We start from the raw sequence: 25,908 nt of genomic DNA, 5'->3' as shown, positions 1-25,908 counted from the left end.
CCCGAAGATATCCATTCATATACATAATTTTACCATTCACAACCAAAAAAAATAATGAAGTTGTATTTTTTACTATGTTCAGCTATTGTTTAAATAAACTTATTTTTAATGAAACATCTACTACTTTTAACACTGTCTTTTTTTGCGATTCAAGTAATGTGGGCTCAAAACTCAAAGAACAAATCACAAAAAATAAATTATCAAGTACAAAAAAATGGATTTTATAACTATACTACAAAACTAGATAACGGTTATGTAATTCTTAATGATGGGACAAAAATTAATGGTAAAATAACATTAAAAGGGAATTCTTATGAAGCTATTTTTACTGTTAAACTAATCACCAACGCAGGTAATAAATATGATTTTTACCCAAGGAGTTTAAAGGAGTATGGACTATCGAATACCATTGTAAATGATACTCCAGGTGCTTTTTATTGGGTAGAACAGGATAGAGGAATGAGTAGTTTTGTATCTGGTATGAATACAGGTAATAAAACAGTCTCAAAGGGAAGAGAAGGATGGGCAAATTATGGGTATGTGATTACAAAAGATGGAAAAACCTTTGAAGGGGCAGTCACTGTTAAAGAAGTTGCTCAAAAGATTAAATCAATCACAGTTAAAACAGAATCAGGTAAATTAACATTCAAAAAAGAAGATGTAAGCAACTTTGGTGTAAAAGCCTTTGAAGATAAAAAATTTGAAAGCAGCCTATCATTATTTAATTGGAATAATGGGAAATCAAACGCTGCTATTGGTTATGTAAAATTAAAAGATGGATCAATACACAATGGAAAAATTACTTTAGTGAGAAGTGGTGATGTTGTTACCAAAGTAAGAATTACACCATTGGGCCAAAAAAAGCCTTTAAAGATAAAGTATTCAGATATTGATATTTATGGCATACAAGAAAACATGACTTATTATAAAACTGTTCTGGAAAATAATCAGCAATATTCATTAATACACCCAGAAAGAAAATTTTATAAAGGGAAAGTAATATTAGTAGATGGAACAGTAAAAAAAGGTTTAATTGCTAAAGAAAATAAAGGAGATATATCAAGCATTTTTTATGTCGAAAATAAGGAAGCAGTACTGCAATATTTTTCAAAGGATAAAGTTGAATTCACTGCTCAGGATATTCCTCAAAATGATATATTAGATTGGGAGAGAGATACTTATGAGGATACACATGTTTTGGATTACCCGATTGATTTTGAAGGAAAGTGGAAATATAAATCAATGAATGAAGGTAGTTCTAAAACCGAGTTTATGTGGGGATACCTAAAAATGAAAAACGGTGATGCCAAAGTAGGTGAAATATCTATCAAAACAATGGGAGCAATCAGAACTTATTTTTTAAGAAATGGTGAGGAAGAAAAAAAATATAAAAATGAAGTTGCAAGATGTGGATTATTAAGTAGTAGAGAAAAAGAAAAATTTATATCAACATTTGATGAAATTCAAATAGTTGAAAAAGAAATAATACCTGCCTCTGTGATAAACAAGATAAATTCTGTGTCTCAGGGTAGCAAAGGGACATTAGTATTTCAAGACGGTTCAGAGCAACAAGGTTTGATAACTTTAAAACCACTACCTAATGTCACTTTCTCTGAAAAGGTCATTTTCACAAATGAAAATGGAGAATCACTAGAATATACTACTGCTGATGATGTAATGCATTTTAAAGTATTGATTGATAACGAGGAAAAGATGTTTGTCAATTATCAAAATGTCTTTGTAGAAGTACTTCAAAAAGAAGAATCATACGTTCTTTTTAAAAATCCATTTCCTACAACTAAGAAAACGTCAGGTGAAATAGCTTCTCTTGCCACTGGAGTTGCATTGGAAAACCTTGATGAAGCATTAAGAAATGCTGGTGGAGCAGTTACAAAAAATAATTCTTTAGAGAATATTGATTGGACTAAAGAAGAGACCATTAAATTGTATGCAGAAGAATATATCATGTATCATCTTCCTACAAGGAGAGCAACAATGTATGCACCTGGTAAAAATTATCAACAGGTTGAAGCTGATTTGATGGGGACAATAGAATATTTAAGTCTAGATAAACAAGTACAGAAATCATTACTTAAAGTTGAATCTGCAGCAATCACAATGGCCTTTTTAAATAAAAATATGAATAATTAGGGTTTCCCATTGAGATTAGTTCGAAGTCATTTGATTTCATCTACAGAAGTTACATTTCATTAACGGGAAATTCCTTCTTATATCTCTAGCTTTGCAAACCAAAAAAACAGACCTATTACTCCAAATTGTAAAATTTATCATTCATTAAAAATAAAGAATAAGATGAAAAATGGTAATCCTGCAGTTGTAGGTTTAGCGGGTTTTGGTTTAACCACTCTTTTATTACAGTTTCATAACTTAGGTCTGATTGGTTTAGGTCCAGTTATGGCAATGGGTATCATATTTGGTGGCTTAGCTCAATTTATTGCAGGTTTTCAAGAACAAAAAATGGGTAACAGTTTCGGTTTCTCAGCCTTTGTTTCTTATGGAGCATTCTGGATGGGCCTTTGTATTATCTGGTTGTGTAACCATTATGGGATTTATGAATCAAGTCACACAGATGTTGGATTCTTCTTATTAGCATGGATGTTATACACAGCCATTATGTTTGTAGGAAGTTTAAGAATTCACACGGCAATGGCATTCACATTCGGTACACTTTTATTAGGGTTCTTGTTTTTAGTGTTAGAGCATTTCGTTTCTCCAGCGTTCAAAACAATTGCTGCAATTGACCTTATTATTTGTGCATTAGCTGCTTGGTACATGATGGCAGCTGCGATTTTAAATGAATTAGCAGATAAAGAAGTACTTCCTTTAGGAAAGAAAATTATAAAATAGTCTTTGAATAAGACCTATAAAATACACCATTTGGATACCATTCAAATGGTGTTTTTTTTGAATAAAATAAGCTTTTTGATAATGTTGAAGAGCAGGCAAAAACATTGATTGATGTGTCAATTGAGATCATGAATGAGGAATTAAAATTCAGAATCGTCTATCTCATTGGTTTCAACTTGATTTAAATTTTTAGCATCTAAGTCGAGTAAATGCACCAAAAGAGCATAGGTATTTCCCGTTTTTTTAACCTCAATTCTATATTCGACTCCTTTTTTTGTGATAGAATGTATACTCTCTAAACTTTTCGCATTTAATTTCACTTTATATTTTTGTTCAATATATCCTAAGAATCTTTTTGCCTCATCACTGGAAACATCTTTGGCTGTAAATGTGATTTCATAAATGGTAAACGATTGAGGAGTAAGAAATAAGGTGCATTCACCCTCTAATTTTTCTAGTGTAGTATCAAAAATGAATGTATTAGAATCAATTTCTTCATTTTCCTCGTAAAGAGACCCTAGTTCATATTCACTCACAGAAGGCTTTTGGGCAAAAGAAAAAAATGGTAAGAAGACAAAGAGAAATAGATATAAAAATTCTTTCATTGTAAAAGCTTGAAATTGTAATTCATTATCAACGCAAAAGCTAATGAAAATGACACTTTTTTACAAAATTAAATGATGAAATGTTCTCCCAGAGTATTAAAACTTATCGAAGTATTCATTCAGTTTTATACCTCTGTCAAGCCCCATTTTTTTACGAAGTCGATACCTTTTCAAGTCCACACTTTTTGGCGTAATATTAAATATAGGCGCGAGTTCTTTCGTAGTCAGGTTTATTTTTAAATAAGCACACAATTTAAGGTCCTCTGCTGTTAAATTAGGATGTGCTTTCTTTAAATTTTCAAAGAAATGAGCATGCATTTTCTTAAAGGAAGCTTCAAAAACTAGCCAGTTTTCTTTATCATCATATTCAGAATTAAGAATAGTATCAAGTTTTTTGATCGCTTGATCTTTCTTATTCGATTGCACACTTTTCATGTTATCGACTTGATCTTTCAACTGAGTAAGGATGTCTTTGTTTTTGGAGCTTTGCGCTAATAATTCCGATAAACTTTCATCTTTACTGATCAATTCTTGTTTCAATTCATTGGCTTCCATCAGTGCCAAATGTTTCTTATTGATTTCTCTTTGATGATTTAAATCTTCACGTTTTTTCAATAAGATTTTTAGTTTTTCTTTTTTTAAGAAGAGCCTATTGAATCGAATAATGAAAACAATACATAGGAAACCTAGTAGGGTATAGAAGCCTATCATTGTTTTTGAAAGTAAGAATGATTTCTCTATTTCAAACTTATAATGTGTTTTAAGTTGACTTTCATTGTCTCTGACCCAAAAATCATACGCTCCTGAAGGCAAATTCTGATACTGCGTTTTATTCCAATAGCCTATGTCAACCCAAGTAGAATCATATCCTTCTAGCATCACACTAAAACGTACTTTTTCATAATAATTCATCGAACTGAATTCAATTTTTAATGAATTATATTCTTTAGGGACGGTAGAGATTAAAGTATCTAAGACATGTTTGTTTTTATGATCAAAAAACTGAACCGCTCTAATCTCTGGATAGTAATGTTTGTATTTGTAGGAAACTACTTTTTTAGGATTAAATATTCCGAAACCTTCCACAAAGGCAATAAAAAAGTTTTCCTTATCTATCTGATGAATATTTTCGTAATTGTAGACTTGATTTTGTCCTAGTTCTTTGATCGAAGATTTTATATTTTGAAATTTATAAACATTCGCATCAAAAAGGTTTAATTGCCCTTTAGCTTTGACGATATAAAGTTGATCAATGCCTTCTGAAATATATTCAATATCTTGTAAATCAATTTGTTCTTGATTGGATTCATTGAGATAAACAAGGCTCTCATCCGTTGTAACTACTTTATCATTATTGATAGTAAATAATCTGTATCTATGTGAATCTTCGAAACGATCTTGATGTGAAAGGTCATCTACATATTTTACTTTTTGATAATCATCTGTAAATAATACCCTAAAAAGCTTACCCCAAGTATCTGTAATGATCAATGAAGTATCATCTAACTCAATAATATCACGAGTTAATGAATTGATTTCTTTGATTGTATTCTTATAGATCCATGTGCCGTTTTCCTTCTTCCATATGTTCAGACCATAATAAGAAGTCTGGAACATTACATCTGGATTAAATTGACTTTTTAGAAATGTATAGCCACCGCCATTGTTATACTTCTTAATGAATTGATTTCCTTTTATCTCAAAAACCCCTTCATTATGTCCACAGAATAGTTGATTATCAATCACTTCAAGGTTCCATACTTGTCCTTGAGAAGAAGGAAGCAACTTAAGATGTAAAACGGGTGCGGTAATAGAGTCATTGCTGTAATAAACTCCTTGATTTGTGCCAATATAAATTTTTTTATTAAAAATAACGGCATCATACACTGGTCCAATTTCAGAAAGTGGATCTTTAATAAATGAAACAGGGTAGTTATGTTTTATTTTTGAAATACCTAATTCACTTCCAGCCCATAAAATGCCATCATTATAATATAAAGAATGTATCCTATTACTCTTTAAACCATTTTTTGTAGAGAGATAATAAAGAATTTTACCTGTTTTAATATTTCCTACAACAACTCCTTTGTCTAGTGTACCAAATGCATATACATCTTTTTCAATAGGCTGCACAACATTTAATCGTGCCTCCGAAAGGAAAGATGATAATTCATTATTGAGTAGAATTAATTTGTTGTTTTTAAAGAGATAAAGGCCATTTTTAAAAGTGCCAATAAACAGTTCATGATCATTGATTTCATGGATATACTTAATCATCCAATTTTTTAATTGAGGATCACTAATGGTTTGTTTCGTGGATTTTAAGTTGTCCTTTTGAATATCATTGAATAGAATTTGGTAATAAAAATGGGCATTATCTTTTGCTAAGAAAGCATAAGAAATATTCCCTTGAGTAAGTTTTTTATTACTTAATTCATTTGTTTCAAGATCATAAATATAAAAGCTGTTGAAAGATTGGAAAAGAATCTTGTTTTTGATGCGAAAGGATTTCCAAATTTCATCTTGAAAGTCTTCATCTGTGATGGGATGGTATTGAAATTTATCTTCAACTTTTTCGTAATATCCAATGGTGTTGATACCGCCAACAAAGATTTTATCGTTGGCTAAGGTAATAGTATGTAACGGTTCATTGCTAGGATGTAATACCCAATCTTCGCCATCAAACTCAAGTAAACCTAAAGTATTGGCTGAATAAATGATCCCTTTCTTATTTTGAACAATACACCAATTTTGATTTTCGGCGTTATAAGTAGACTTGTCAAAGTTTTCAACGGGAGGTGCTTTTAATAATTGTATTTCATCCTGAGCAAAAATAGTCCTGCTCTGGATCAAAAAGAATACAAGAAATATTAAAAAGAATCTACCCATGATTTATTCAACAATTCAGAATTTTATCTAAAGTAAATAAATCATGGGTAAGAAGGATATTTGGTTAGATATCCTTAACAAGAAAGAGGGCTTATTATTCTACACTACTTTCCTGAATTTGAGACCTTTTTGAAATTCCATTTTCATTAAAAGCTTCAATTCTAAAATAATAAGTCGTGTTTTTATCAAAGTTTCTCATAAGTATTTCATTATCCTCATAAATTAACCACGAACTATACATTTTATCAGGCGAGATACCCCAAATAATATTATATCCTATTGCTCCTTGAACTTTTTCCCATTTAAAATGGATATCTCGTGTATCATTTTGTCTCTGAATCGTAAAATTTTTAGGAATTGAAGGTTTTTTTCCTTTTCCTAATCCAAAAACTCTTAAGTCTGAGATTGATAAATATGAGTTTGGAGCATAAACGTGGTTATATTTTACATATCTTGCCTCAACAGGTTGTTCTAATGGAATATAAGCGTTTGGTGTATCTTTAAAGCTATTTGATTTATCGATAATTGTTTTCCATTCTTTCCCATTATCAGAAACCTGAATTGTATAACGATGTTTTAATGTGTCGACCTTTGTATATGTATCAGATTTGTAATCAGTATAGTTAATTTGAAAAGCATAAATTTTAGCTTTTTCCTGTAAATCAATTTCAACCCATTGTTTATCGTTATTAGATTCAGCTACCCAGTAAGATTTCGTATTTTCATCCGTAATATATGAAGTAGTAAATTCATTATTTCCATTTCTATTTACTTCTTCAGTTTCAACCGCAAACTCATTATCAGTTGAAGTTGTTTTCTTTTCAGCAATATGTAAAGAAGAAACTGTAGTAGGTGCTTTATAAGAAAGTAACATCCAGCCAGTATGTTTTCCTTTCCACTGCCCAGCATTTGCACCGTATCTTGGATAGTCACCAAAGTAAGTATCTGTATACATTAGATCATCTTGATCAAAATATGTAGGATACATACAAATTCTTCTTTCCCAATGCGAGTTAGAAGCAAGAGCCATTGTAGCAAAATGCCAATATTGTCCTTTTTCATCTTTCATGGTAGTTCCATGACCAGCACCATTCATAAATCCACCAGGCTTAAAGCAATAAGGATTGTTAGGTTGGTATTTAAAAGGACCTAAAGGTGAATCTGAAACATAGGCACCTTCTCCATATACATTAAATTGAGTACCTGGAGCAGCATACTGAAGGTAATATTTACCATTATGTTTTGTCATCGAAGCACCTTCTATATATCCTTCTTTTATAGTTGGATGGTAATTATTTTCACCGAATCTTTCCCAACCATGATTTACTTCATCAAGGTTAATTAGAGCAGTTTCTTGCCCTTCTTTTATCATTCGATGTTCTTTATTCAATTGCTTTACTTTGATAGGATAAAGGTTTGATGAACCCCAATATAAATAAGCTTGACCATCATCATCAATAAAAATTTCAGAATCTTGAATATTATCCACTATTGAAGGTACCGCTTGCCATTCTCCATTTTTTGGATCATCCGTATACATGATGGATCCATATCCAGCAGGGTCACCTGTCATATAAAGTAATGAATCTTTATAATTAAATGCTGAAGGAGCATTACTTCCTTCAAAATACCAGTTTTTTGGACGGATAAATTCCCAATTTACCAAATCTAATGAATGCCAATAACCAAATGAGCGAGTGACAAATAAATAGTATTCCCCTCTAAATTCTACTGCAGCAGGGTCTGCTCCAGATCTATAAGAAATATCTCTGGATGAATTATAAACCATATAGGAGTAATCTATGTCTACAGGATTACAATAAGTTTGTGGAATTATTTCTACATTTTGAGCATAAGTAGACAATGATGTTAATAGTAGCATTGCTACAATTTGTAAAAATCTTTTCATTTTATATTGAATAAAAAAAACCAATAAAATCTATACTAATAAATGACTTTATTGGTTTTTTAAAGTGAATTAAAATTACTTATAGACGTTCCAACCTAATTCTTGGAAACCTTTCTGGATATCTTCATCCATCATAAAGTATTGCCAAAGAATACCACTTCTATAATTTTCGATCATTGTGATAATTGGACCTTGGTCAATAGCTAAATAAGAATCAGCGTACCAATCACCATTTGATAAGTTATATGCATCTTTGAAACCATATTCACCCCATAAACTTGGAAGCTCTTCGTAGAAATAACGCATCGCTCCAAGTGATTCTTCAGGAGTGTACACAATAGAAGATAAAGCAGCAGTAGGAGTGATCGTTCCGTTGTCATTTTGAGTAGTTGGCTCATGTGCCATATACCCAACAAACGGATCATCACTAGCCGTCAATCCCCATTGGTTTTCACCATAATAAGGATATTTTGTTTGTTGTTCAATACACCATCTTCTGTTTTCTAAAGTACGTTCTCTGAACAATTCAAAGTATGTTTTTGTAGACGTTCCATCCGTAAAATTGGGATCTAATCCAATGTATGAATAGTGTGCCCAGAACAATGGTTTTGCAGTATCATTTAAAAGACTTTCTTCATAACGTCCTTCACCATTTTTCCAGCTAGAATCATAAAGAGAAGCAGGAATTGCATGGGTAGGAGAAGCTACAGCTAATAAATAAGTGATCTGAGTTTCATTGAATCCAGCCAAAGGCATATTCATTTCAAAATCATAATTTGGACTCCAGTGCCAGTACAATTTATCAGTACCATTACGATACCAATCCCAATCAACACCTTCCCAAATTTCTGTCGCTAAAGTTCTTAATTTTTCTTCCACTTCATTGTTTCCGTTGAAGTAGTTTCTAGAGGTAATCACACCTTCAATTAAGAATGCAGTTTCTACTAAATCACCACCATCATCTTTTTGAGAGAATGGTTTCACTTTACCTGAAGTACCATTCAACCAATGTGAAAAAGCACCATGAAATTGATCTGCATTTTGTAGAAACTCATACATTTTGACTAAACGCTGAGCACCTTCTTCTCTAGTGATGTATCCTCTTTCAACACCAACAATGATAGCCATGATACCGAATCCAGAACCACCAGAAGTGACTATTTCATCATCTCCATTACTTCTTTCTCTTGAAAGGGCAGAAACAGGGTGACCATAATCCCAGAAATATTTGAAAGTAGCTTCTTGAACTACATCCATTAATTCCTCATTGGTTAAAGGAGTCTTTTCCTCATCATCATAGATCGGCAACCCAGGGCTGACTTCTACAGAGGCTTTTGAGCAAGCAACTGTTAAAAGTACAGCTACCATTGCAGTAAAAATACTTGAAATTTGCTTTCTCATTATAAATTAGGATTATAGTTTGATTCGTAATTGTAGAATGTTTTCACCGCATCATCAGACATCGCGCCTGAGAAAATTCTGAAATCATCAATACCACCTGTGAAGAATTCTTGAAGATTGGTGTTGTTATTTTCAACTTGTCCACCAATGATTAAGTTAGAACCAAGACCTGCGTTGAATACAACTGGACCTAAAGCTTCAATTTCATCTACTAATTCACCATTGTAGAATACTTTACGAACATTTCCATCAACAGTAATGATAATGTTTGTCCATTCATCCATTTCAATTCCTTCAGTAAAGAAGTCAACTGCGCCCCAGTTAGACGTTTCTTGGAAGTACATGTTTTTAATACGACCGTCGCCTTCTCTTTTCATACTGAAACCTTCCCATCTTTGCATAGAGTAGATCCATCCAGCATTTGCAAGGTCCGTTGGTTTTACCCAGATAGAAACTGACATGATACCAGGATTTAATCTTTCGTCATAGGTAACGATTGCAGCCGTACCACCTTCAATATCATTTGAACCGTTAAAGGCACTTTGTCCATTACCAAAACGGTCATTTGTAAAACTTGCACCAACGTTTTCTACTTCAAATGCGTTTTCATCATCTTCAACACTATTGTTGAAAGATAAACCGATCACTTTTGTTTCAAATAATTCGTCTAATGAAACTTCAGAAGTAAAGAAAGATTGCTCTTCAGATACAAATTCAGACGTAACATCTTTACCTGTTACCACCCAATTGTATTGTGTATTTGATTCAAGATCAGTCACCACGTAAAAATTATCAAGAATACCTGTTACTGTAGCTTCAGAAGGCATCTCTTCGCCAGCTTTCCATAAGAATAACTCATACGATAAACCTAATTTTTCTACTTCCCAAGTCAATTGAACTTCCTTGTCAAACGTAATGTGTGTTTGTTCATTTTGTGGAGAAACTAACTGAATTCCTTCGATAGGTTCAGGAGCAACATTAATAGTATCTCTTGCGTCATTGGTAGGAGGTCCCTGGATTGAACTTACTTCTTCATGGTTTAATCCACAGCTAGCTAAAAAAGCTAAACCGATGATAGACATTAATTTTCCTTTCATAACATATATCTTTTAAGGACAGTTGTACCGAAATACAACTGTCATTTATTCATTTCTTAGTAATTAGGGTTTTGTTCTAATACGCTACCCACTGCATTGATTTCTGATTGAGGAATAGGATAGACCTTGTTTTTGCCAGCATCAAATACGTTATCTCCATTTTCAGATAACTTTTGCTTAGCATATCCATTTTCAATATTATCCATTCTCATCAAATCGAAATATCTATGTTGTTCCATTGCAAGTTCAACACGACGTTCATGCCAGATTGCTTTTCTAAGTGCTGTCATTTCTGTAACTGTCACATCAGGAAGTACATTTTTACTACCTCTTGCTCTTTCACGAACACTGTTTAAGTAACCTAAAGCTTTTGAAGAATTACCAGTTGCATTAGCTGCTTCTGCTGCCACTAAAACGATGTCAGCATATCTTAAAAGACGGATGTTCATTGGGCTATTGTTATTGCCTCCATTGTGAGAAGGAGCATACACTTTATAGCTGTAGAATTCACTGATTGGATCTGAGTTATCACCGAAGATGCCATCAGCAGGTCTTGGCACTACTTCACCATCGTATAATGTTTGACCAGCAGTAATAATTGTAGCATCATAACGAGGATCATTTTCTTCGAATTCATCTCTCAGCGACTTTGAAGGTACATTGAAACCCCATCCTTTGTTCAACATATTTGAACGGATACCTTGGATTTCAGTAAATTGACTGCTACCGCCACCTTGCTCAAAATCATGTGTTTGAACTTCAAAAATTGATTCAGAACTGTTTTCACCAATTTCTTTGAAGATATCAGCAAAGCTAGGGTATAAGTAGTATTCACCTGACATGATTACATTTTCAGCAGCTTCTAAAGATTTTTGGTAATCTTCCACTGAACCTGTGTAAGACGCTTTGAATAAGTATACTTTCGCTAATAAAGCCTCTGCTGTACCTTTTGTCACTCTACCCAATTCAGAAAGGTCATATTGTGATTTCGTAGGCAATACTAAAGCAGCTTCTTCAAGATCTTGAATAATAAAATCATAAATTTCTTCTCTTGAAGAACGTCCCATTTTATATTCATCTGGATTTAATAGACGGTCTACCATTGGCACACCACCAAACGCTCTCACTAAGTTGAAGTAAAAGAATCCTCTCAAACATTTCGCTTCAGCGATAAATCTATTTTTTAATTCAGGATCAAAATCACCAGCAGGAACATTTACAATTACTTGATTCGCTCTGTTGATCGCTTGGTAATGATCTTTGTAATAACCTTCAATTGTACCGTTATTAGCAAAATAGGAAGCATTATTTAACTCGATCATATCATAGCTATCTGTAGATGTAGAACCTTTGTCTGCATCATCAGAAGCGATATCTACCATTCCGATAGGACCCCAAGCCGTTGTATTCCAACCTCTAAGGCTTTCATAAATTGCATTCGTTGCTTTTAAAGCACCATCTTCTGTTTCAAAGTAATCCGCAGAAGTTTCTTGCCCTTGAGGATTTTTTTCTAAAAAGTCTGTACAAGCTGTATTTGCACTTAAAAGAAATGCAGCAAGTGAATATATTAATATCTTTTTCATGTCAATTCAATCTTAGAAAGTTACATTTAAACCAAATGTGTATGTCGCAGTTAATGGATATGTATTGAAGTCAATACCTGCTGACAATGGAGATGTATAGCTGATTTCAGAACTATATGACTTATAAGGTTGGTATAAGTAGATGTTAGAAACTGAACTATAAACTCTTAAGTTTGAGATGAAAATCTTTTCTGTAAGATGTTCAGGTAATGTGTAACCTAAAGTCACGTTACCTAACTTGATGTAAGAACCATCTTCGATGAAACGATCAGATACTTCGTAGTTTACACCACCGTTTGTTACTCTTGGTTCGGAGTTACTAGTACCTTCACCTGTCCATCTTCCTAAGTAAGACTCTTCGAAGTTAGTAGTACCCCATCTTACCGCTTTCTTCGCATTGTAGATTTCGTTTCCTGCTTGACCTTGAATTAAAACTGATAAGTCAAAGTTTTTGTATTCAACACCCAAGTTGATACCATAAATGAAATCAGGAATTGGGCTACCGATGAATGTTTTATCGTTTTCGTCAATTACACCATCACCATTTTGATCCACATAGATCATATCGCCAGGTTGAGTTCCTGGAAGGTGAGCAGAACTTTCGATTTGCTCTTGGTTTTGGAATACACCTGCTGTTTCATATCCGTAGAAAGAACCGATAGGTTGACCTGGAGTAGTTAAAGTAACTTGTTGACCGTTGCCTAAATCACCACCGTAGATGTAAGGGTTGTTCGGATCTAAAGCAATTACTTCGTTGTAGATCGTAGAGATGTTGGCACCAATTGTATAGTGTAAATCTCCAATTTGATCATTCCACTGAACATTGAAATCAAAACCTCTGTTCAATACCTCACCGATATTTGAAGGTACTGCAGCTTCTGAACCAACTAAACCTGGAGGTGTGATGTACACCAACATGTCTTTTGTATTTTTGATATAATAATCAGCATCCATTGTCAATTTATCATCCCAGAATCCTACTTCCATACCGATGTCAAATTGCTCAACAGTTTCCCATTTCAAATCTGAATTGGCCATGTCTGTCACTGTACCACCTTGTTGGAAACCTTGATCAGGACCAAAAACAGGGTTTAAGTTGTCATTGATTAATGAATATTGGCTGTAATCACCGATTTTGTCATTACCAATTCTACCCCAGCTTGCACGGAATTTCATGTTGCTTATAAGATCGCTGTCTTTTAAGAAATCTTCTTCAGAGATTCTCCATCCTAAGGCTACTGAAGGGAAAACACCGAATTTGTTGCTTTCACCGAAACGAGATGATCCATCAGAACGGAAAGATACCGTTGCTAAATATTTGCTGTTGTAAGTATAATTTACTCTACCTAAGAAGGAAAGGTATGAGTTTGCATTCGCCCATTGTGTAACATTTCTACTGTCTACACTACCAGTACCTAAGTACCACATGTTAGGATCGTTTGGTACATCATTTTCTGAACCATTCCATCCATTACTGTTATTGCTTTGTGTTGTAATACCAACTACTGCATTGATGCTATGCTTACCAATTGTTTTGTTGTAGTTTAATGTATTTTCCCATAATAAAGCACTGTATTCATTTCCACTTACATGAAGTGTTGATATATCGCTAAATTGTTTACCACTTACATAATATTCAGGAGTATAAGCAACACCGTCATTTGTAGAATAGTCTAAACCAACATTAGATTTGAATGTTAAACCTTTTGCGATTTCATAGTCTAAGTATAAGTTACCTACTAAACGGTTACCATTACTTGTATTGTTGTTGTAGTATGAAGAAGCCATTGGGTTACCGATATCATTGTTTGTACCTGAACCGAAGTAACCATTTTCATCATACACCGGCATAGTTGGGTCGGCTTTGTAAGCATCTCCTAAATCAACACCTTCGTTGATACTGTTGTACGTTGAGAAGGCGATATTGTGGCCAATCTTTACCTTATCAGATAGTTTATAAGTATTGTTGATTCTTAAGTTGAAACGATCATAACCTGAACCTTCTACAACACCTAACTGATTGAAATATCCAGCTGTAATATTGTACATTACATTTTCTGAACCTCCAGAAACACCTACTTGGTAATTTTGAATAGGAGCAGTTCTTGTTGCTTCATCAATCCAATCTGTACCTTCACCCATGTTGTTGATTTCTTCTTGTGTGTAAAGTAAATCAGAACCTTGATTGTGAAGCACTTCATTTTGAAGCATTGCATACTCTTGTGCATTAACCATGTTAGGAGTAGAAGCGACTTTTTGCATACCCATGTAAGTACCAAAAGTTACTTTCGCTTTTCCTTTGCTACCTTGTTTCGTAGTGATGATCACAACACCATTTGCACCTCTTGATCCGTAGATTGCAGTTGCAGAAGCATCTTTTAATACTTCCATTGAAGCGATATCATTTGAACTTAAAAATCCGATATCATCCAATAACATACCATCCACTACATATAGAGGGCTAGAGTTACCCGTTGTACCAACACCTCTAATTTGTACTTTTGGAGAACTACCCGGTGTATTACCAGAAGTAATTTGTACACCAGAAACTTTACCTTGTAGTGCTTGTAATGGATTAGAAGAAGGGATTTTTTCTACATCATCACTTTTAATACTTGCTACAGCACCTGTTAAGTCACTCTTTTTCATTACACCATAACCCACTACAACTACTTCTTCTAGTTGTTCGAAGTCTTCCTCCAAAGTAATTTGGATAGGCTTAAAAGAGGTAACTTTTAGTTTTTGAGCAATAAAGCCAACAGAAGAAACTTTGATAGAATCATTTAGGCTTAATCCACTCAATGAAAACTCACCATCGATGTTTGTAATTGTACCGTTTTGTGTACCTAAAATTTGGACAGTTGCGCCAATTACACCTTCACCTGCTTTGTTTTTGACCACACCCGATAAAATTTCTTGGGCGTGAAGAGACAGGCAAGAAATACTAAAAATAAAAATTAGTAGTAATTTTCTCATGTTCATTTCAATTTAAAAATTAGAAGAATGAATAGTTTACTTTACAAATGAAAACTTCACTTCATTTGCTACATCCGATGAGTTTGAACTAATCCAAAGTTTGAACTCACCTTCTTCTGTTACGTTGTTATTATTGATATCAATAATGGATAACATTTCAGGAGTAATCTCGAATGAGACTGTTTTTGACTCCCCTTTCTTAAGTTTAATCTTTTGGAAACCTTTCAATTGCTTTACAGGTTGTGCCACAGAAGCAAACAGATCTTGTGTGTACAATTGTACAATCTCTTCACCTGATTGATTTCCAGTATTTGTAATCTTGATCGATGCTTTAATAGAACCACCTGATTTTAATTCTTTAGAAGATAATGTAAAATCAGAGTATTTAAATTGCGTATAACTTAAACCATATCCGAAAGGATAAAGTGGTGTATTATCAACATCAAGATAGAATGATTTATAATCTTGAGGGTTTTGAGGATCTAACGGTCTACCCGTGTTTAATGCATTGTAATAGATCGGAACTTGACCTACATTTCTTGGGAATGACATTGTAAGCTTCGCAGAAGGGTTGTACTTACCTGACAGGATATTGGCAATCGCATCACCTGATCTAATACCTAAATACCAACCTTCAACAATTGCATCAACATTTTCATTGGCCCAAGTAAGGTCTAACGGTCTACCATTGTGTAAAACAAGAACAATTGGCTTACCTGTTTTCTTGATGGCTTTCATCAATTCTTGTTGCGCTTCAGGAATTTGAATATCAGATCTACTTGCTGCTTCACCCGACCAGTTGAAATCTTCACCAAGTGCAAGTACAACTATATCACTATTTCTAGCTGTTCTAACCGCTTTATTGATTTCTTTTTGATTGGCTTTTCCTTTTAAATCAGCTCCTTTTGCATAAGAGAATTTTGCTGCTTGATAAGCATTTGTCAAACCTTCGTAAAGTGTAACACTCTGAGAACGATCACCTTTAATCGCCCACTCACCATTTAAACTTTCTCTTTCTTTGATCATTGGACCAATTAAAGCGATACGTTTTTTAGAGTTAGCAGCGATAGGTAAAACGTTTCCTTCATTTTTCAGTAAAACAACAGATCTTTCCGCACCTTTTAAAGCTTCTGCTAAGAACTCATCCGTCATCGTATTTTCTTGCTCTCTTTTTGTATCCATGTATTTGTATGGATCATCAAATAAACCAAGTAAGAATTTTAATTCAAGAATTCTAGCTGTTGCTACATTGATTTGGTCTTCAGTGACTTTACCTTCTTCCACTAATTGTTTTAGATGTTGAATGTAAGCAGCACCGTTCATATCCATATCAATACCAGCATTTAATGCTTTTTCTGAGGCTTGCTTCAAATCTTTAGCATAACCATGAGGAATCATTTCGTTGATCGCTGTGTAATCCGTTACGACCATACCTCTGAAATCCCATTCGTTTCTTAATACATCCTTGAATAAATAGCGATTACCAGTGGCAGGGACACCATTTACAGTGTTAAACGAAGTCATAAAAGTCGCAACTCCATTGTCTACACTTGTTTTGAAAGGAGGGAAATAAGTATCTCTAAGTGTTCTGTCTGAAACATCAACACTGTTGTAATCTCTACCTGCTAATGCAGCACCATATCCTACGAAGTGCTTTGCACAAGCTAACATTGTATGAATATCAGAAAAGTCTTTGTAGCTATTAATACCTTGAAAACCATTTACTCTAGCTTGAGCAATAGCATTTCCTAAGAATACATCTTCACCAGCACCTTCCATGACACGACCCCATCTTGGATCTCTTGCAATGTCAATCATTGGAGCAAATGTCCAGCTAATACCTGCTGAAGTTGCTTCAATTGCTGCGATACGTGCACTTTTTTCCATTAATTCTAAATCCCAACTACAAGATTCGGCCAATGGCATTGGGAATGTAGTTTTGTAACCGTGGATTACGTCTGCTGCAAATAGAATTGGAATTTTAAGGCGAGAATGCTTCATCGCATTTTCCTGTAATTTTCTCAACCCTTCAGCACCGAAAACATTGAACATACTTCCAACGTATCCTTTTTCTAAGTATACTTTGAAGTCATCATTGATTTGAGGACCTGTAAGTGTACCATGTCCTGAAAATTGAGTCATTTGACCAATCTTCTCTTCTAATGTCATTAATGATAAAACCGAATCTACTTTTTGTTCGATGACTTTATCATTACTGTAACTCTTCCAATCAGTTTGCGATTTCTTTTGCGTCTCACACGAGAATAAAGAAAAAATTGATAGAATTAATACCGAAGTTCTGTTTAATAGTTTCATTTAGTAATTTTTCAACTATACACAATCCATTTTGCGGATTTAAAAATAAAATTAAGTTCGACGATCGTTGTTGATGCAAATATGGAGATTAATAAGTGTATTTCTGCAATTTAAAATCACATCAAAAAGTTATCATCAAAAGATGTGATCGTTAATCTACTGATAATGAGTGTTTAAAATATTTGTTATTGATCGATAATAAATGATGATGTTATTTAATGATAAGATGAAATCACATCATCTATTTCTTTGTTTTTGTGTTAATATCGTTTTAGGTACACTTATTCCTTTTCTAAATTTTCAATTTAACGTAGGTTTTCTTTACTTATAGCGGATTATTTATACTTCAATTTTTTTTCTACATTTTATTCATCGATGATACAACTTAACCTTCAACAACTCGATCCAGATGTGTCGCATACTTTTTTTCAAAAAGCAAAACAAAAGACTTTCAAAAAAGGAGAGTGCCTTGTCGAACTTGGAACAGTTTGCACTGAAATGTTCTTTATTGAAAAAGGGATGATTCGAAATTTTTATTATGATAAAAATGGAAATGATATCACCCATTGGTTTGCCAATGAAGCCATGATTGTCACGATACCTCCTAGCTTTTTTAAAAAAGAAGAAAGTAATTTTGGCATTGAAGCGATAGAAGACACAACAGTGCGTTCAATTTCTTACAGTGATCTCGAGCAAATCATAGAACATTCCATTGCTTTAGAAAAATTTTTCAGAGAACTACTCACTGAAGTGATGTTGAAACTAGGAGAGAAGATTGTGGAATTACAAACGTCATCCGCAGAAGAACGTTATGATAAACTAATACTAACACACCCAGATATTTTTCAACGAGCAAAATTGGGACACATTGCAGGGTACTTAGGGATTAAACCTCAAAGTTTAAGTAGAATTAGGGCTCAAAAATCTCACTAATTATGTTTTTTCACATAGGTTAAAAAAATCTTGCGGATTATTCATGACTTTACATTGTCAACCAAACAACACAATGAAATGCACAATGAATTAATCAGTAAACTCATCCCCACATGCTTACTTCTTGTGGTTGGGATGCTAGAAGCTTTTGGTGGTTTATATTTTCATGATAAACGAACAAAAAATGATTTTACAATAGAATTAATAAGTCTAGCCACTTTGCCAATACTGATTCAGCCTGGTATATTCCTGTTTGTATTTTGGTTTTGCGAAAACTATTTTCCTCTGTATGCTGATTATTTTGCCTATTTACCAATTGGGATTCATTTTCTCTTCTTTTTAGTATTTGACGACATGATGCAATATTGGTGGCATCGTTTATCACATGTCAGTCATACGATGTGGAAATTACATCGACCACATCATGTAGTAGAAGAAATGGGTGTTTTAGTTACTTATCGAAATGCAATTTTATATTATGCTTTAATGCCCGGTATCTGGTTTTCTGCTATTCTGATTTACTTGGGAATGGGGTATGCCTATTTTATTTATTTACCCATCAAATTAGTCGTAATTATTTTGGCACATAGCGAAACCAAATGGGATCGTTTCTTATATCAGTATAAAATCTTGCATCCGTTGGCATGGGTCATTGAAAGAACAATCTCAACACCAAGTACTCACTTTGCACATCATGGCTTGACAGAAGATGATGGCATATCTCATCCTAATGGAAATTTCGGAAATCTACTTTTTATCTGGGATATCTTATTTGGAACGGCTAAAATCACACGAAAATACCCCACTAAATTTGGTGCATGGAACAGAATCAATGAACCTTGGTACATACAGTTATTTTTTCCAATTTTTAAATCAAAAGACAAACGCAGTGAATTACACTCACTCACTAAAAAGAATGATGCGACGGGGGAGATGTATTATAAAAGTGATGAAGAGGAAGTTGTTTGATATTCATGTAAAGAAATTCCATAGGAACATAAAATAGTATTTAGTCATTAAATCATTGAATCATATCTGGAAAAATGGAGGAATAGTAGAGTATAAATTGATAATGCATCATTTTTACTATAATATTCTGATAACCAATCAATAAAACGAATTACTAAAAACTATTTTAATTGATAAAATGAAACCTATTAAAGTTTTACTCTTCAGCTTATTTCTGTTTTGTGCTACTAATGTAATAGCACAAAATCAATTTACAGCAGGGTTTGCTATTGGGCCTCAAGTGATGAGCCCATCTGATACAGAATCATCTACAACTGGGTTTGGCTTCTTCTTCTATGGAGATTATAATTTTAATCCCAATATGGCTGCAGGTATTCAAATTGGTTACTATATCGCAAGTTCTAAAGATGAAATTGTTGGTTCAACAATAAAAACATCCTACTCTTTGGTACCTATCTTATTTAATTTCAAATATAAATTCGATGTCAATAATGAGAAGTTGCATCCATTTGGAAAAATAGGGATTGGATTTGTTCCTGAAACGGCAACTGTTGAGACAGACATCGGTGGTTCAACTTCAGATGTTTCTGTATCTGATACAGATTTTGGATTTACTATAGGTGGTGGATTAGGCTATGATATAGATGATAAGTTGGGTGTCTTTTTCAGCTTTGACTATCTCTTAATTCAAGACTTGAATAACTTTGGGTTTAACTTTGGCGTAAGTTACGACTTCTAATCCTAACTCATAAGATATATAAATGGCAGCCTAATTTGTTTAGACTGCCATTTTTTTATGATTAATTTTCTAACACTTGTATTGAACATCCTTTTTCCATTCAGTAAAATTATCCCAAGCAAAACTCTCTTTTTCTAGAAAGCGTTCGAGTTGAATGGGGCGATACGCTTTATTATTTTCCCATCGCTCTTTTACAGATTCATGAATAAGAATCTCTGTTGTTTTATGATCAATAGGACGGTGAAGTTTTTTTCGAAGTCTGTAAACATGTTCTCTTGACTTATCGATACGAGAAAGAGCATTATACGTAAGAGAATTTAGCATATGACATTCAAACGCTAGGGCATCATCATTCTCAAGAGAAGCTACTTCATCCATCATCCATTGTAACGGAATATCACTAATAAAAGATTGGTCTTTTTCATCAGGTCCATAATTTCCTCCCACATTACTATGTACACCAGCAAACCAAACTTGTTTAATGTCTGTAGTATCACTTTTCTTCCATAAAGTGGGTTTGAAATCATTCCTTTTTTCATCAATTGCTAAAGCATGACGTGCCACTTTTACATTACTACTTACTTTATGGTCATAAAATTTATACTTCTTTTTACCCCAAAATTTCAAGAAAGAGACAGGAATTCCAAGTGCTCCCACCGTATCAAAAACACCAACAAATGTAATTTCTTTTGAAGGGTGAGCATTTTCTAAAAAGAATTTCTGAGCCATAGCACCACTCGGTTTATAATCTTTATGCGTATTTTTATAGATATTAAAAGCCTCATCAATAGCACTAGCATTTTCTCTTTTCACAATGCCACAATTATTAATCAAACCACATAATGCACGAACGGTATAGGCTCCTCTACTAAACCCAAAAAGGTAAATTTTATCTCCAGGAGAATAATTTTGAACAATATATCGATAGGCATCCTTAATATTTTTTTCAATACCTTTTCCTGTGATACCTCCCAAAACTTTAGAAAAAATATTGCCATAAGAACCAACGCCATGATCATAAAAAACTTGCTGATTATGTTCTGGTGCAATGCTTCTTGCAATCTTCAGAATATTTGTAGGGTAATGCTCTTTTTTATATTCTTCTGGCTTATTCCATGTTCCATCGGAACAAATAACAATCTTTTTCATTGTATAGAAAGTTTATAGTAAAAGTTAGTTTTAATTCAGTTTTTTAATGAACTGACATTGAATACTAAAGAAAAAGATATGCCAGTCAGTTTTTGAAAGTTTAGGAAGTAATTACCCTGTGTTTTCGATCAAATATTAATTGTATTACTCAAAATTTGAATGAAATATGATTTGTAATAATGAAAGGGTTATTACTTCAATGAAATATACTAAAAAAGTAGGAAAGAGAATTTGTAAATCAACTACTAGAATCGAAATAAAAGTTAAACAAGTGTTTTATTGACAATTATCACTGTTAATTTCCTCATCAACACTCACATTTGTAATAGTTAAACCTTAGAGCAGTAGATGAAATGAAAAAAACTGCACAAGATAAGATTCATATTTTCAGTAAACTAAATGCTACAACAAATGAAAAAGTCAATAATTGCTGTATTAATCGCACTAGTCCTTTCATTGATGGCCACATTTGCCATAATGGCTATCGATAGACAAGTGTTACACATAGGTAAAGCAGAGGCGATGGAGTTGATTTATCAATTAAATCATGATACAAATGCAGATCAAAATTTAGATTATAATCATCACGTTTTCGATAAAGCACACTTATACCATAAAACTGTTTTGATTGGAGAAGGAGGGATGCTGCCTTAGGTTGTGCTTTTTAGATAAGGCAATCTATTTTTTTTAATGAAAAAAGCTGCCTCAATTTTATATTAAGACAGCTTTCATATCATGTTGAATAAACAACAAAATATTGATTATCTTGTTTCCTCAGATAAGACTTTTTCATAATCAAAATTACCTAAAGGAACAGTGTAACCTAATTGATTTGAAATAAAATCTACTGTATCATTATATAATGAAGTAGCTTCAGATTTATCGACCGTACTATAATCGTTTCCAAAATCAAAAGCACCTGACCATGATACATATTCATGATCAAAGAATTGAATATCATTGTTATAATCAATCCCATAACTAAAAGTTTCAGTCATTGTTCCTATGTATTGATCATTCTCTTTAAAGTAGGTTCCTTTAGAAATACCAATACCTTCACTATCCGTATTATCATCTTCTGTTGCTGAATATCTAATCAATTCGAATGTGCCATCTTCAGCAAATGCATATAAACTTTGACCACCATAAGAGTTTGTTACAATATACTCCCCATCTTTTACTAGTGAGCTAAGAGGGTCAACACCTGCATCATTACATGAAGCAAATAGAAAAGGAAGAATCAATAAAAATAAATACTTTTTCATCTTAAAAAATTTAGGTATTGGTTAAAAAATATAAGCTATTTAATAAAAAAAATTATTGAAGTAAATAAAATAGCTTAGCAGTTAAATGAAAAGCGAATAACGAAATATATTTTAAGAAGTCAAAGGTTATTATTAAAAATTAATTAAAATTTTCATTGTTATGGGTTCATATATTTACACGATAAATGATCTCAAATTAGATGATATTTAGTTTATTATTCTAATTTTAAGTTAGTTACAATTTCCCCTTAATTGTTAGATGTGTTAAGCCGATAGGTGTCATTACTAACTAGCACACTGTTTAAGTTTCTGCACTTAAAACAACTAAGCTTCTTATTCAACACATCAAAAAATATTATCAACAACTCTCTATTACACTTTTAAAATATTCAATAACATATTTCCATTCATTTCGAAGTCAGGAGACTTCACCAATATGTTATCACAAGTGGCGCCTGTCGACTTAACACTTGCGATATAAAAGAAATAACCAATAATATTTATTTAAAAGCTTTCAATAATATAGGTTTGCTTAGAGACAGATTGATTCTGTCCCTTATTTTATTTTTCATGAATAATGAACATTTTTAACTTTGATAGAGGTATTGATCTAATAATTTAATAAAATAATGATATATAGCTGTACACAAAAAGTCTTAGATAAGGCAAAAAAACAACTTAAAGTAGCTCAAGAGAAACCTGATGTAAATCAGAACAATTGGTATGTGAACCTATTACCACTTCACCGTAAAAAAGGTTTATTGTTTGTTCATTCAACTACATTATATGCTACTTTCTTACCAGATGCTACAATCAAAACTTTAAAGAATATTGATCAAGAATTTCGTTTGCAACTACAAGAAGATTTAATTTGGTGTGGCTTCGAGGAAGCTGCTGTAAATCATTATCTTGAAAGCTTTTCTACAACTTCTATCTGTAAGACAAACTCACGGAGAGTATTGGGAATAATGAATGAGGTATTGTACTTTTTTCCATTAGTAGCGGAGATTGCAACATCTAGGAAAGAATTACTGACAAATCTTAATAATTATATTTATACTTTCCCTGGTACTGAAAAAAAGGTAGAATATAGAAGTCCAAATGATGAGATGAGAAAAATGTTATTACATATTTAGATGTTAGTTTAAAAAAGAAAAAGAATCACTTCTTATTTGCTTTTCGATGTGTTAAGTCAATAGACTTCACTACGAACTAGCACACTGTTTAAAATTCACAGCTTAATACCCTTTCCCATCCTCATAACACTTCTCAAAAAATACTATATCTTCAGTATTATATTCACTAAAGAATTTTTTGATAGCACTTTTTGAAAGTGTTCCGTTTCCTTGCTCTAGATAATTAAATAAAAGAGAATTAAGATGTTCCTCTATATCGTAAGCCTCTTTAATTTTCTCTTTGAAAATATTGAAATGAAGGGTAAGGCTAAGCTCATTGGGGATTAATACTTTGACCGCATATTCAAAACATTCATATAAAAATAGACTAAAAGCAGTCGCATCAAAAAAGCTATAATAGATTTTACTATCAGATAATACCCTTACATTTAGATCTTCTGTTTCCTCCCAATCAATATAATCAATAATACCCTCTGAATAAGCGCCTAATACTTTACTATACACTTCAATATTGTAACGAATTGCAGCAGATATAGGGAAAGTACTATTAGGGAGAGAGATCTTTTTGAGACTAAGTAAATGATTAATTAAATAGCGGTGAACTCTTCCGTTCCCATCAAAAAAGGGGTGGATATTTACAAAACCAAAGGCAATGCTCGCAGCAGCAATGATAGGGTCAAAATTAGCATCTTTTTCAATGGATAAAATGCTTTTATATACCCCATCCATTAGTGCTTCAATATCTTCATGACGAGCTGAGATATGTGAAGGAATGGGTTCTCCTGTCTCATAATCATGTTCACCTATAAAACCACCTTCGTTACGAAAACCCAACTTATTGAATTTAGATCCTTTCATGATTTCCTTCTGTAAGGATAAAAGAAAGGGAGCATCAATAGGCTGTTTACCCGCTTTACGCAATACTTTGGCAAATTCTTGTGCTCGTCTGTTATTTATATTTTCTCCTTCAATAATAAACGAAGATTTGGAATCTTTGAGCAGAAGAGAATAAGCCATTTTCTCAATCAAGATTTCATTTGCATCAGAGGAGACAAATAAAGAAGAGACTGAAAAACCTTTATATTGTGCTGTATAGTTTAGTAATGCCTCCGTTTTAGTTGACAAAGGACAGAAATCTGATGTACCCGGTAAGTTATTGATGACTCTATGTCTTTTTGACAACACTCCCTCAGATAAACCAAATTGTAGCTTTTCATCCAATGCATAAACATACTCTTTCCTATATTTTAAATCTTCAATAGGAAGCAATTTTTGAGATGTAAACTCTAGCAAAAACCAAATACGTCTTGATGTCTCTCCAGTATGTTTTATTTGTACCAACTCAATAAGTTGTTTCTCTTCTAATTTTTGGAATAAAAGAGCAAAGAATAACAAATTAACCCCTTCATTTTTTAGAGCGAAATGCAGATGAGAAAATAAAGATTCCAACATTGAAGTTTCACCTTTATCTTTAGGAAAACTCTTTACTTTTTTATCATAAAGCTTTGCAGAAAAATACATTGGTAATTCGAAAGCTTCAATAATGGCACCATAGCCAATACTAAACTTTTCTTCTTTCTCCTTTGTGAAAAATGGTGCATTCATACAGTAACCTATACTTTTTTGTTCAAAAGGTCAAATAAATGGTGCGTTTTTGTGTGTTTTGATGAAAAGTGGTGCGTTTTATTCTTGGCCCTTAATTGAAATTATGGACTTGTAATGTTAATTCAGGCAGAATTACTATAGTTACCCCATCAAAATGGACTGCAATCAAAATTAATAATTAAGTAAATTGCAGTATTATGAAAAGTAAAAGAAAATTCACCTCAGAATTTAAAGCCAAAGTATCTTTAGAAGCCATCAAAGATTTACAGACTACTACAGAATTAGCCCAGAAGTACGATCTTCATCCTACTCAGATCAGTGCATGGAAAAAGGAATTTCTAGAAGGTGCATCAAGTGTTTTTGAAAAGTCTGGAGAGAAAAGAAGCTTCAAAAAGCGAGTGAAGGGAAAGAAGATGAGCTTTATGCGAAAATTGGTAAACTTCAAGTTGAAGTGGATTTTTTAAAGAA

19 protein-coding genes are annotated in these 25,908 nt (G+C 33.0%); 8 read left to right on the top strand and 11 right to left on the bottom strand.

From position 1 onward, the window contains the following. Positions 1–108 precede the first annotated feature (108 nt). Together ACXAHM_RS05045 and ACXAHM_RS05040 are read left to right on the top strand one after the other, a co-directional pair. The gene (locus ACXAHM_RS05045) at positions 109–2,151 is read left to right on the top strand and encodes a hypothetical protein (RefSeq protein ID WP_474959322.1); all 2,043 of its coding nucleotides are present in this window, start codon (positions 109–111) and stop codon (positions 2,149–2,151) included. 162 nt (positions 2,152–2,313) lie between these two features. Then, a complete protein-coding gene (locus ACXAHM_RS05040) occupies positions 2,314–2,868 on the top strand; it encodes an acetate uptake transporter (protein WP_474959321.1) in 555 nt (184 codons plus the stop codon). A 140-nt stretch (positions 2,869–3,008) separates the two neighbouring features. On the opposite strand, the gene ACXAHM_RS05035 is transcribed toward ACXAHM_RS05040, so the two are convergent. From ACXAHM_RS05035 to bglX, 8 genes are all read right to left on the bottom strand, one after another. Beyond that, positions 3,009–3,473, bottom strand: coding sequence for a hypothetical protein (locus ACXAHM_RS05035; RefSeq protein WP_474959320.1), 465 nt, complete (start codon positions 3,471–3,473; stop codon positions 3,009–3,011). A gap of 96 nt (positions 3,474–3,569) precedes the next feature. Continuing rightward, complete coding sequence (locus ACXAHM_RS05030; protein ID WP_474959319.1) at positions 3,570–6,362, bottom strand: helix-turn-helix and ligand-binding sensor domain-containing protein; 2,793 nt, start codon at positions 6,360–6,362, stop codon at positions 3,570–3,572. A 94-nt stretch (positions 6,363–6,456) separates the two neighbouring features. Next, complete coding sequence (locus tag ACXAHM_RS05025; RefSeq protein ID WP_474959318.1) at positions 6,457–8,271, bottom strand: family 43 glycosylhydrolase; 1,815 nt, start codon at positions 8,269–8,271, stop codon at positions 6,457–6,459. Between the two features lie 75 nt (positions 8,272–8,346). Next, positions 8,347–9,672, bottom strand: coding sequence for a glucoamylase family protein (locus tag ACXAHM_RS05020; protein ID WP_474959317.1), 1,326 nt, complete (start codon positions 9,670–9,672; stop codon positions 8,347–8,349). Then, positions 9,672–10,769 carry a LamG-like jellyroll fold domain-containing protein gene (locus tag ACXAHM_RS05015; RefSeq protein ID WP_474959316.1) on the bottom strand — a complete coding sequence of 366 codons (1,098 nt, stop codon included), beginning with the start codon at positions 10,767–10,769 and terminating at the stop codon, positions 9,672–9,674. Before ACXAHM_RS05015 ends, ACXAHM_RS05020 begins: the two co-directional genes overlap by 1 nt. Positions 10,770–10,825: 56 nt before the next feature. Next, positions 10,826–12,352 carry a RagB/SusD family nutrient uptake outer membrane protein gene (locus ACXAHM_RS05010; RefSeq protein ID WP_474959315.1) on the bottom strand — a complete coding sequence of 509 codons (1,527 nt, stop codon included), beginning with the start codon at positions 12,350–12,352 and terminating at the stop codon, positions 10,826–10,828. Between the two features lie 12 nt (positions 12,353–12,364). Beyond that, on the bottom strand, positions 12,365–15,328 hold the full coding sequence (locus ACXAHM_RS05005) for a SusC/RagA family TonB-linked outer membrane protein (protein WP_474959314.1): 2,964 nt from the start codon (positions 15,326–15,328) through the stop codon (positions 12,365–12,367). A gap of 36 nt (positions 15,329–15,364) precedes the next feature. Beyond that, positions 15,365–17,644, bottom strand: coding sequence for a beta-glucosidase BglX (gene bglX, locus ACXAHM_RS05000; protein ID WP_474959313.1), 2,280 nt, complete (start codon positions 17,642–17,644; stop codon positions 15,365–15,367). A 375-nt stretch (positions 17,645–18,019) separates the two neighbouring features. Here bglX and ACXAHM_RS04995 point away from each other — a divergent pair, with 375 nt between their 5' ends. The 3 genes from ACXAHM_RS04995 to ACXAHM_RS04985 all read left to right on the top strand — a co-directional run bounded on the left by ACXAHM_RS04995 (position 18,020) and on the right by ACXAHM_RS04985 (position 20,285). Next, a complete protein-coding gene (locus tag ACXAHM_RS04995; protein WP_474959312.1) occupies positions 18,020–18,577 on the top strand; it encodes a Crp/Fnr family transcriptional regulator in 558 nt (185 codons plus the stop codon). Between the two features lie 78 nt (positions 18,578–18,655). Continuing rightward, a complete protein-coding gene (locus ACXAHM_RS04990; RefSeq protein ID WP_474959311.1) occupies positions 18,656–19,546 on the top strand; it encodes a sterol desaturase family protein in 891 nt (296 codons plus the stop codon). A gap of 178 nt (positions 19,547–19,724) precedes the next feature. After that, positions 19,725–20,285, top strand: coding sequence for a porin family protein (locus ACXAHM_RS04985; protein WP_474959310.1), 561 nt, complete (start codon positions 19,725–19,727; stop codon positions 20,283–20,285). A gap of 69 nt (positions 20,286–20,354) precedes the next feature. Here ACXAHM_RS04985 and ACXAHM_RS04980 read toward each other — a convergent pair whose 3' ends face one another. After that, positions 20,355–21,434, bottom strand: a complete 1,080-nt coding sequence (locus tag ACXAHM_RS04980; RefSeq protein WP_474959309.1) for a DUF2235 domain-containing protein — start codon at positions 21,432–21,434, stop codon at positions 20,355–20,357. 411 nt (positions 21,435–21,845) lie between these two features. On the opposite strand from ACXAHM_RS04980, the gene ACXAHM_RS04975 reads away from it, so the two are divergent. Beyond that, positions 21,846–22,088 carry a hypothetical protein gene (locus ACXAHM_RS04975; RefSeq protein WP_474959308.1) on the top strand — a complete coding sequence of 81 codons (243 nt, stop codon included), beginning with the start codon at positions 21,846–21,848 and terminating at the stop codon, positions 22,086–22,088. A 107-nt stretch (positions 22,089–22,195) separates the two neighbouring features. Here the strand turns inward: ACXAHM_RS04975 and ACXAHM_RS04970 are convergent, their stop codons facing one another. After that, positions 22,196–22,699: a hypothetical protein gene (locus ACXAHM_RS04970; RefSeq protein WP_474959307.1), complete on the bottom strand. Its 504-nt coding sequence runs from the start codon at positions 22,697–22,699 to the stop codon at positions 22,196–22,198. Positions 22,700–23,328: 629 nt separating this feature from the next. Here ACXAHM_RS04970 and ACXAHM_RS04965 point away from each other — a divergent pair. Continuing rightward, positions 23,329–23,835 (top strand): DUF6933 domain-containing protein, encoded by a 507-nt coding sequence (locus ACXAHM_RS04965; protein WP_474959306.1) that lies wholly within the window; start codon positions 23,329–23,331, stop codon positions 23,833–23,835. A gap of 102 nt (positions 23,836–23,937) precedes the next feature. On the opposite strand, the gene ACXAHM_RS04960 is transcribed toward ACXAHM_RS04965, so the two are convergent. Next, positions 23,938–25,440 carry a Fic family protein gene (locus ACXAHM_RS04960; RefSeq protein ID WP_474959305.1) on the bottom strand — a complete coding sequence of 501 codons (1,503 nt, stop codon included), beginning with the start codon at positions 25,438–25,440 and terminating at the stop codon, positions 23,938–23,940. A gap of 197 nt (positions 25,441–25,637) precedes the next feature. On the opposite strand from ACXAHM_RS04960, the gene ACXAHM_RS04955 reads away from it, so the two are divergent. Next, the gene (locus ACXAHM_RS04955) at positions 25,638–25,904 is read left to right on the top strand and encodes a transposase (RefSeq protein ID WP_474959304.1); all 267 of its coding nucleotides are present in this window, start codon (positions 25,638–25,640) and stop codon (positions 25,902–25,904) included. The last annotated feature ends 4 nt before the right edge of the window (positions 25,905–25,908 follow it).

The sequence above is a fragment of the Flammeovirga sp. AWQ4_249 genome (assembly GCF_056161045.1).
The sequence above is the reverse complement of the archived record's forward strand: the minus strand, read 5'-3'. Positions and strand labels throughout refer to the sequence as shown.

Coding starts and splice junctions, on each gene's coding strand:
- ACXAHM_RS04990 (WP_474959311.1), top strand. CDS start 18,656: ATGCACAATGAATTAATCAGTAAACTCATCCCCACATGCTTACTTCTT.
- ACXAHM_RS05010 (WP_474959315.1), bottom strand. CDS start 12,352: ATGAAAAAGATATTAATATATTCACTTGCTGCATTTCTTTTAAGTGCA.
- ACXAHM_RS05035 (WP_474959320.1), bottom strand. CDS start 3,473: ATGAAAGAATTTTTATATCTATTTCTCTTTGTCTTCTTACCATTTTTT.
- ACXAHM_RS04960 (WP_474959305.1), bottom strand. CDS start 25,440: ATGAATGCACCATTTTTCACAAAGGAGAAAGAAGAAAAGTTTAGTATT.
- ACXAHM_RS04970 (WP_474959307.1), bottom strand. CDS start 22,699: ATGAAAAAGTATTTATTTTTATTGATTCTTCCTTTTCTATTTGCTTCA.
- ACXAHM_RS05020 (WP_474959317.1), bottom strand. CDS start 9,672: ATGAGAAAGCAAATTTCAAGTATTTTTACTGCAATGGTAGCTGTACTT.
- ACXAHM_RS04965 (WP_474959306.1), top strand. CDS start 23,329: ATGATATATAGCTGTACACAAAAAGTCTTAGATAAGGCAAAAAAACAA.
- ACXAHM_RS05005 (WP_474959314.1), bottom strand. CDS start 15,328: ATGAGAAAATTACTACTAATTTTTATTTTTAGTATTTCTTGCCTGTCT.
- ACXAHM_RS05015 (WP_474959316.1), bottom strand. CDS start 10,769: ATGAAAGGAAAATTAATGTCTATCATCGGTTTAGCTTTTTTAGCTAGC.
- ACXAHM_RS04975 (WP_474959308.1), top strand. CDS start 21,846: ATGAAAAAGTCAATAATTGCTGTATTAATCGCACTAGTCCTTTCATTG.
- ACXAHM_RS04995 (WP_474959312.1), top strand. CDS start 18,020: ATGATACAACTTAACCTTCAACAACTCGATCCAGATGTGTCGCATACT.
- ACXAHM_RS05025 (WP_474959318.1), bottom strand. CDS start 8,271: ATGAAAAGATTTTTACAAATTGTAGCAATGCTACTATTAACATCATTG.
- ACXAHM_RS04955 (WP_474959304.1), top strand. CDS start 25,638: ATGAAAAGTAAAAGAAAATTCACCTCAGAATTTAAAGCCAAAGTATCT.
- ACXAHM_RS04985 (WP_474959310.1), top strand. CDS start 19,725: ATGAAACCTATTAAAGTTTTACTCTTCAGCTTATTTCTGTTTTGTGCT.
- bglX (WP_474959313.1), bottom strand. CDS start 17,644: ATGAAACTATTAAACAGAACTTCGGTATTAATTCTATCAATTTTTTCT.
- ACXAHM_RS05045 (WP_474959322.1), top strand. CDS start 109: ATGAAACATCTACTACTTTTAACACTGTCTTTTTTTGCGATTCAAGTA.
- ACXAHM_RS05030 (WP_474959319.1), bottom strand. CDS start 6,362: ATGGGTAGATTCTTTTTAATATTTCTTGTATTCTTTTTGATCCAGAGC.
- ACXAHM_RS04980 (WP_474959309.1), bottom strand. CDS start 21,434: ATGAAAAAGATTGTTATTTGTTCCGATGGAACATGGAATAAGCCAGAA.
- ACXAHM_RS05040 (WP_474959321.1), top strand. CDS start 2,314: ATGAAAAATGGTAATCCTGCAGTTGTAGGTTTAGCGGGTTTTGGTTTA.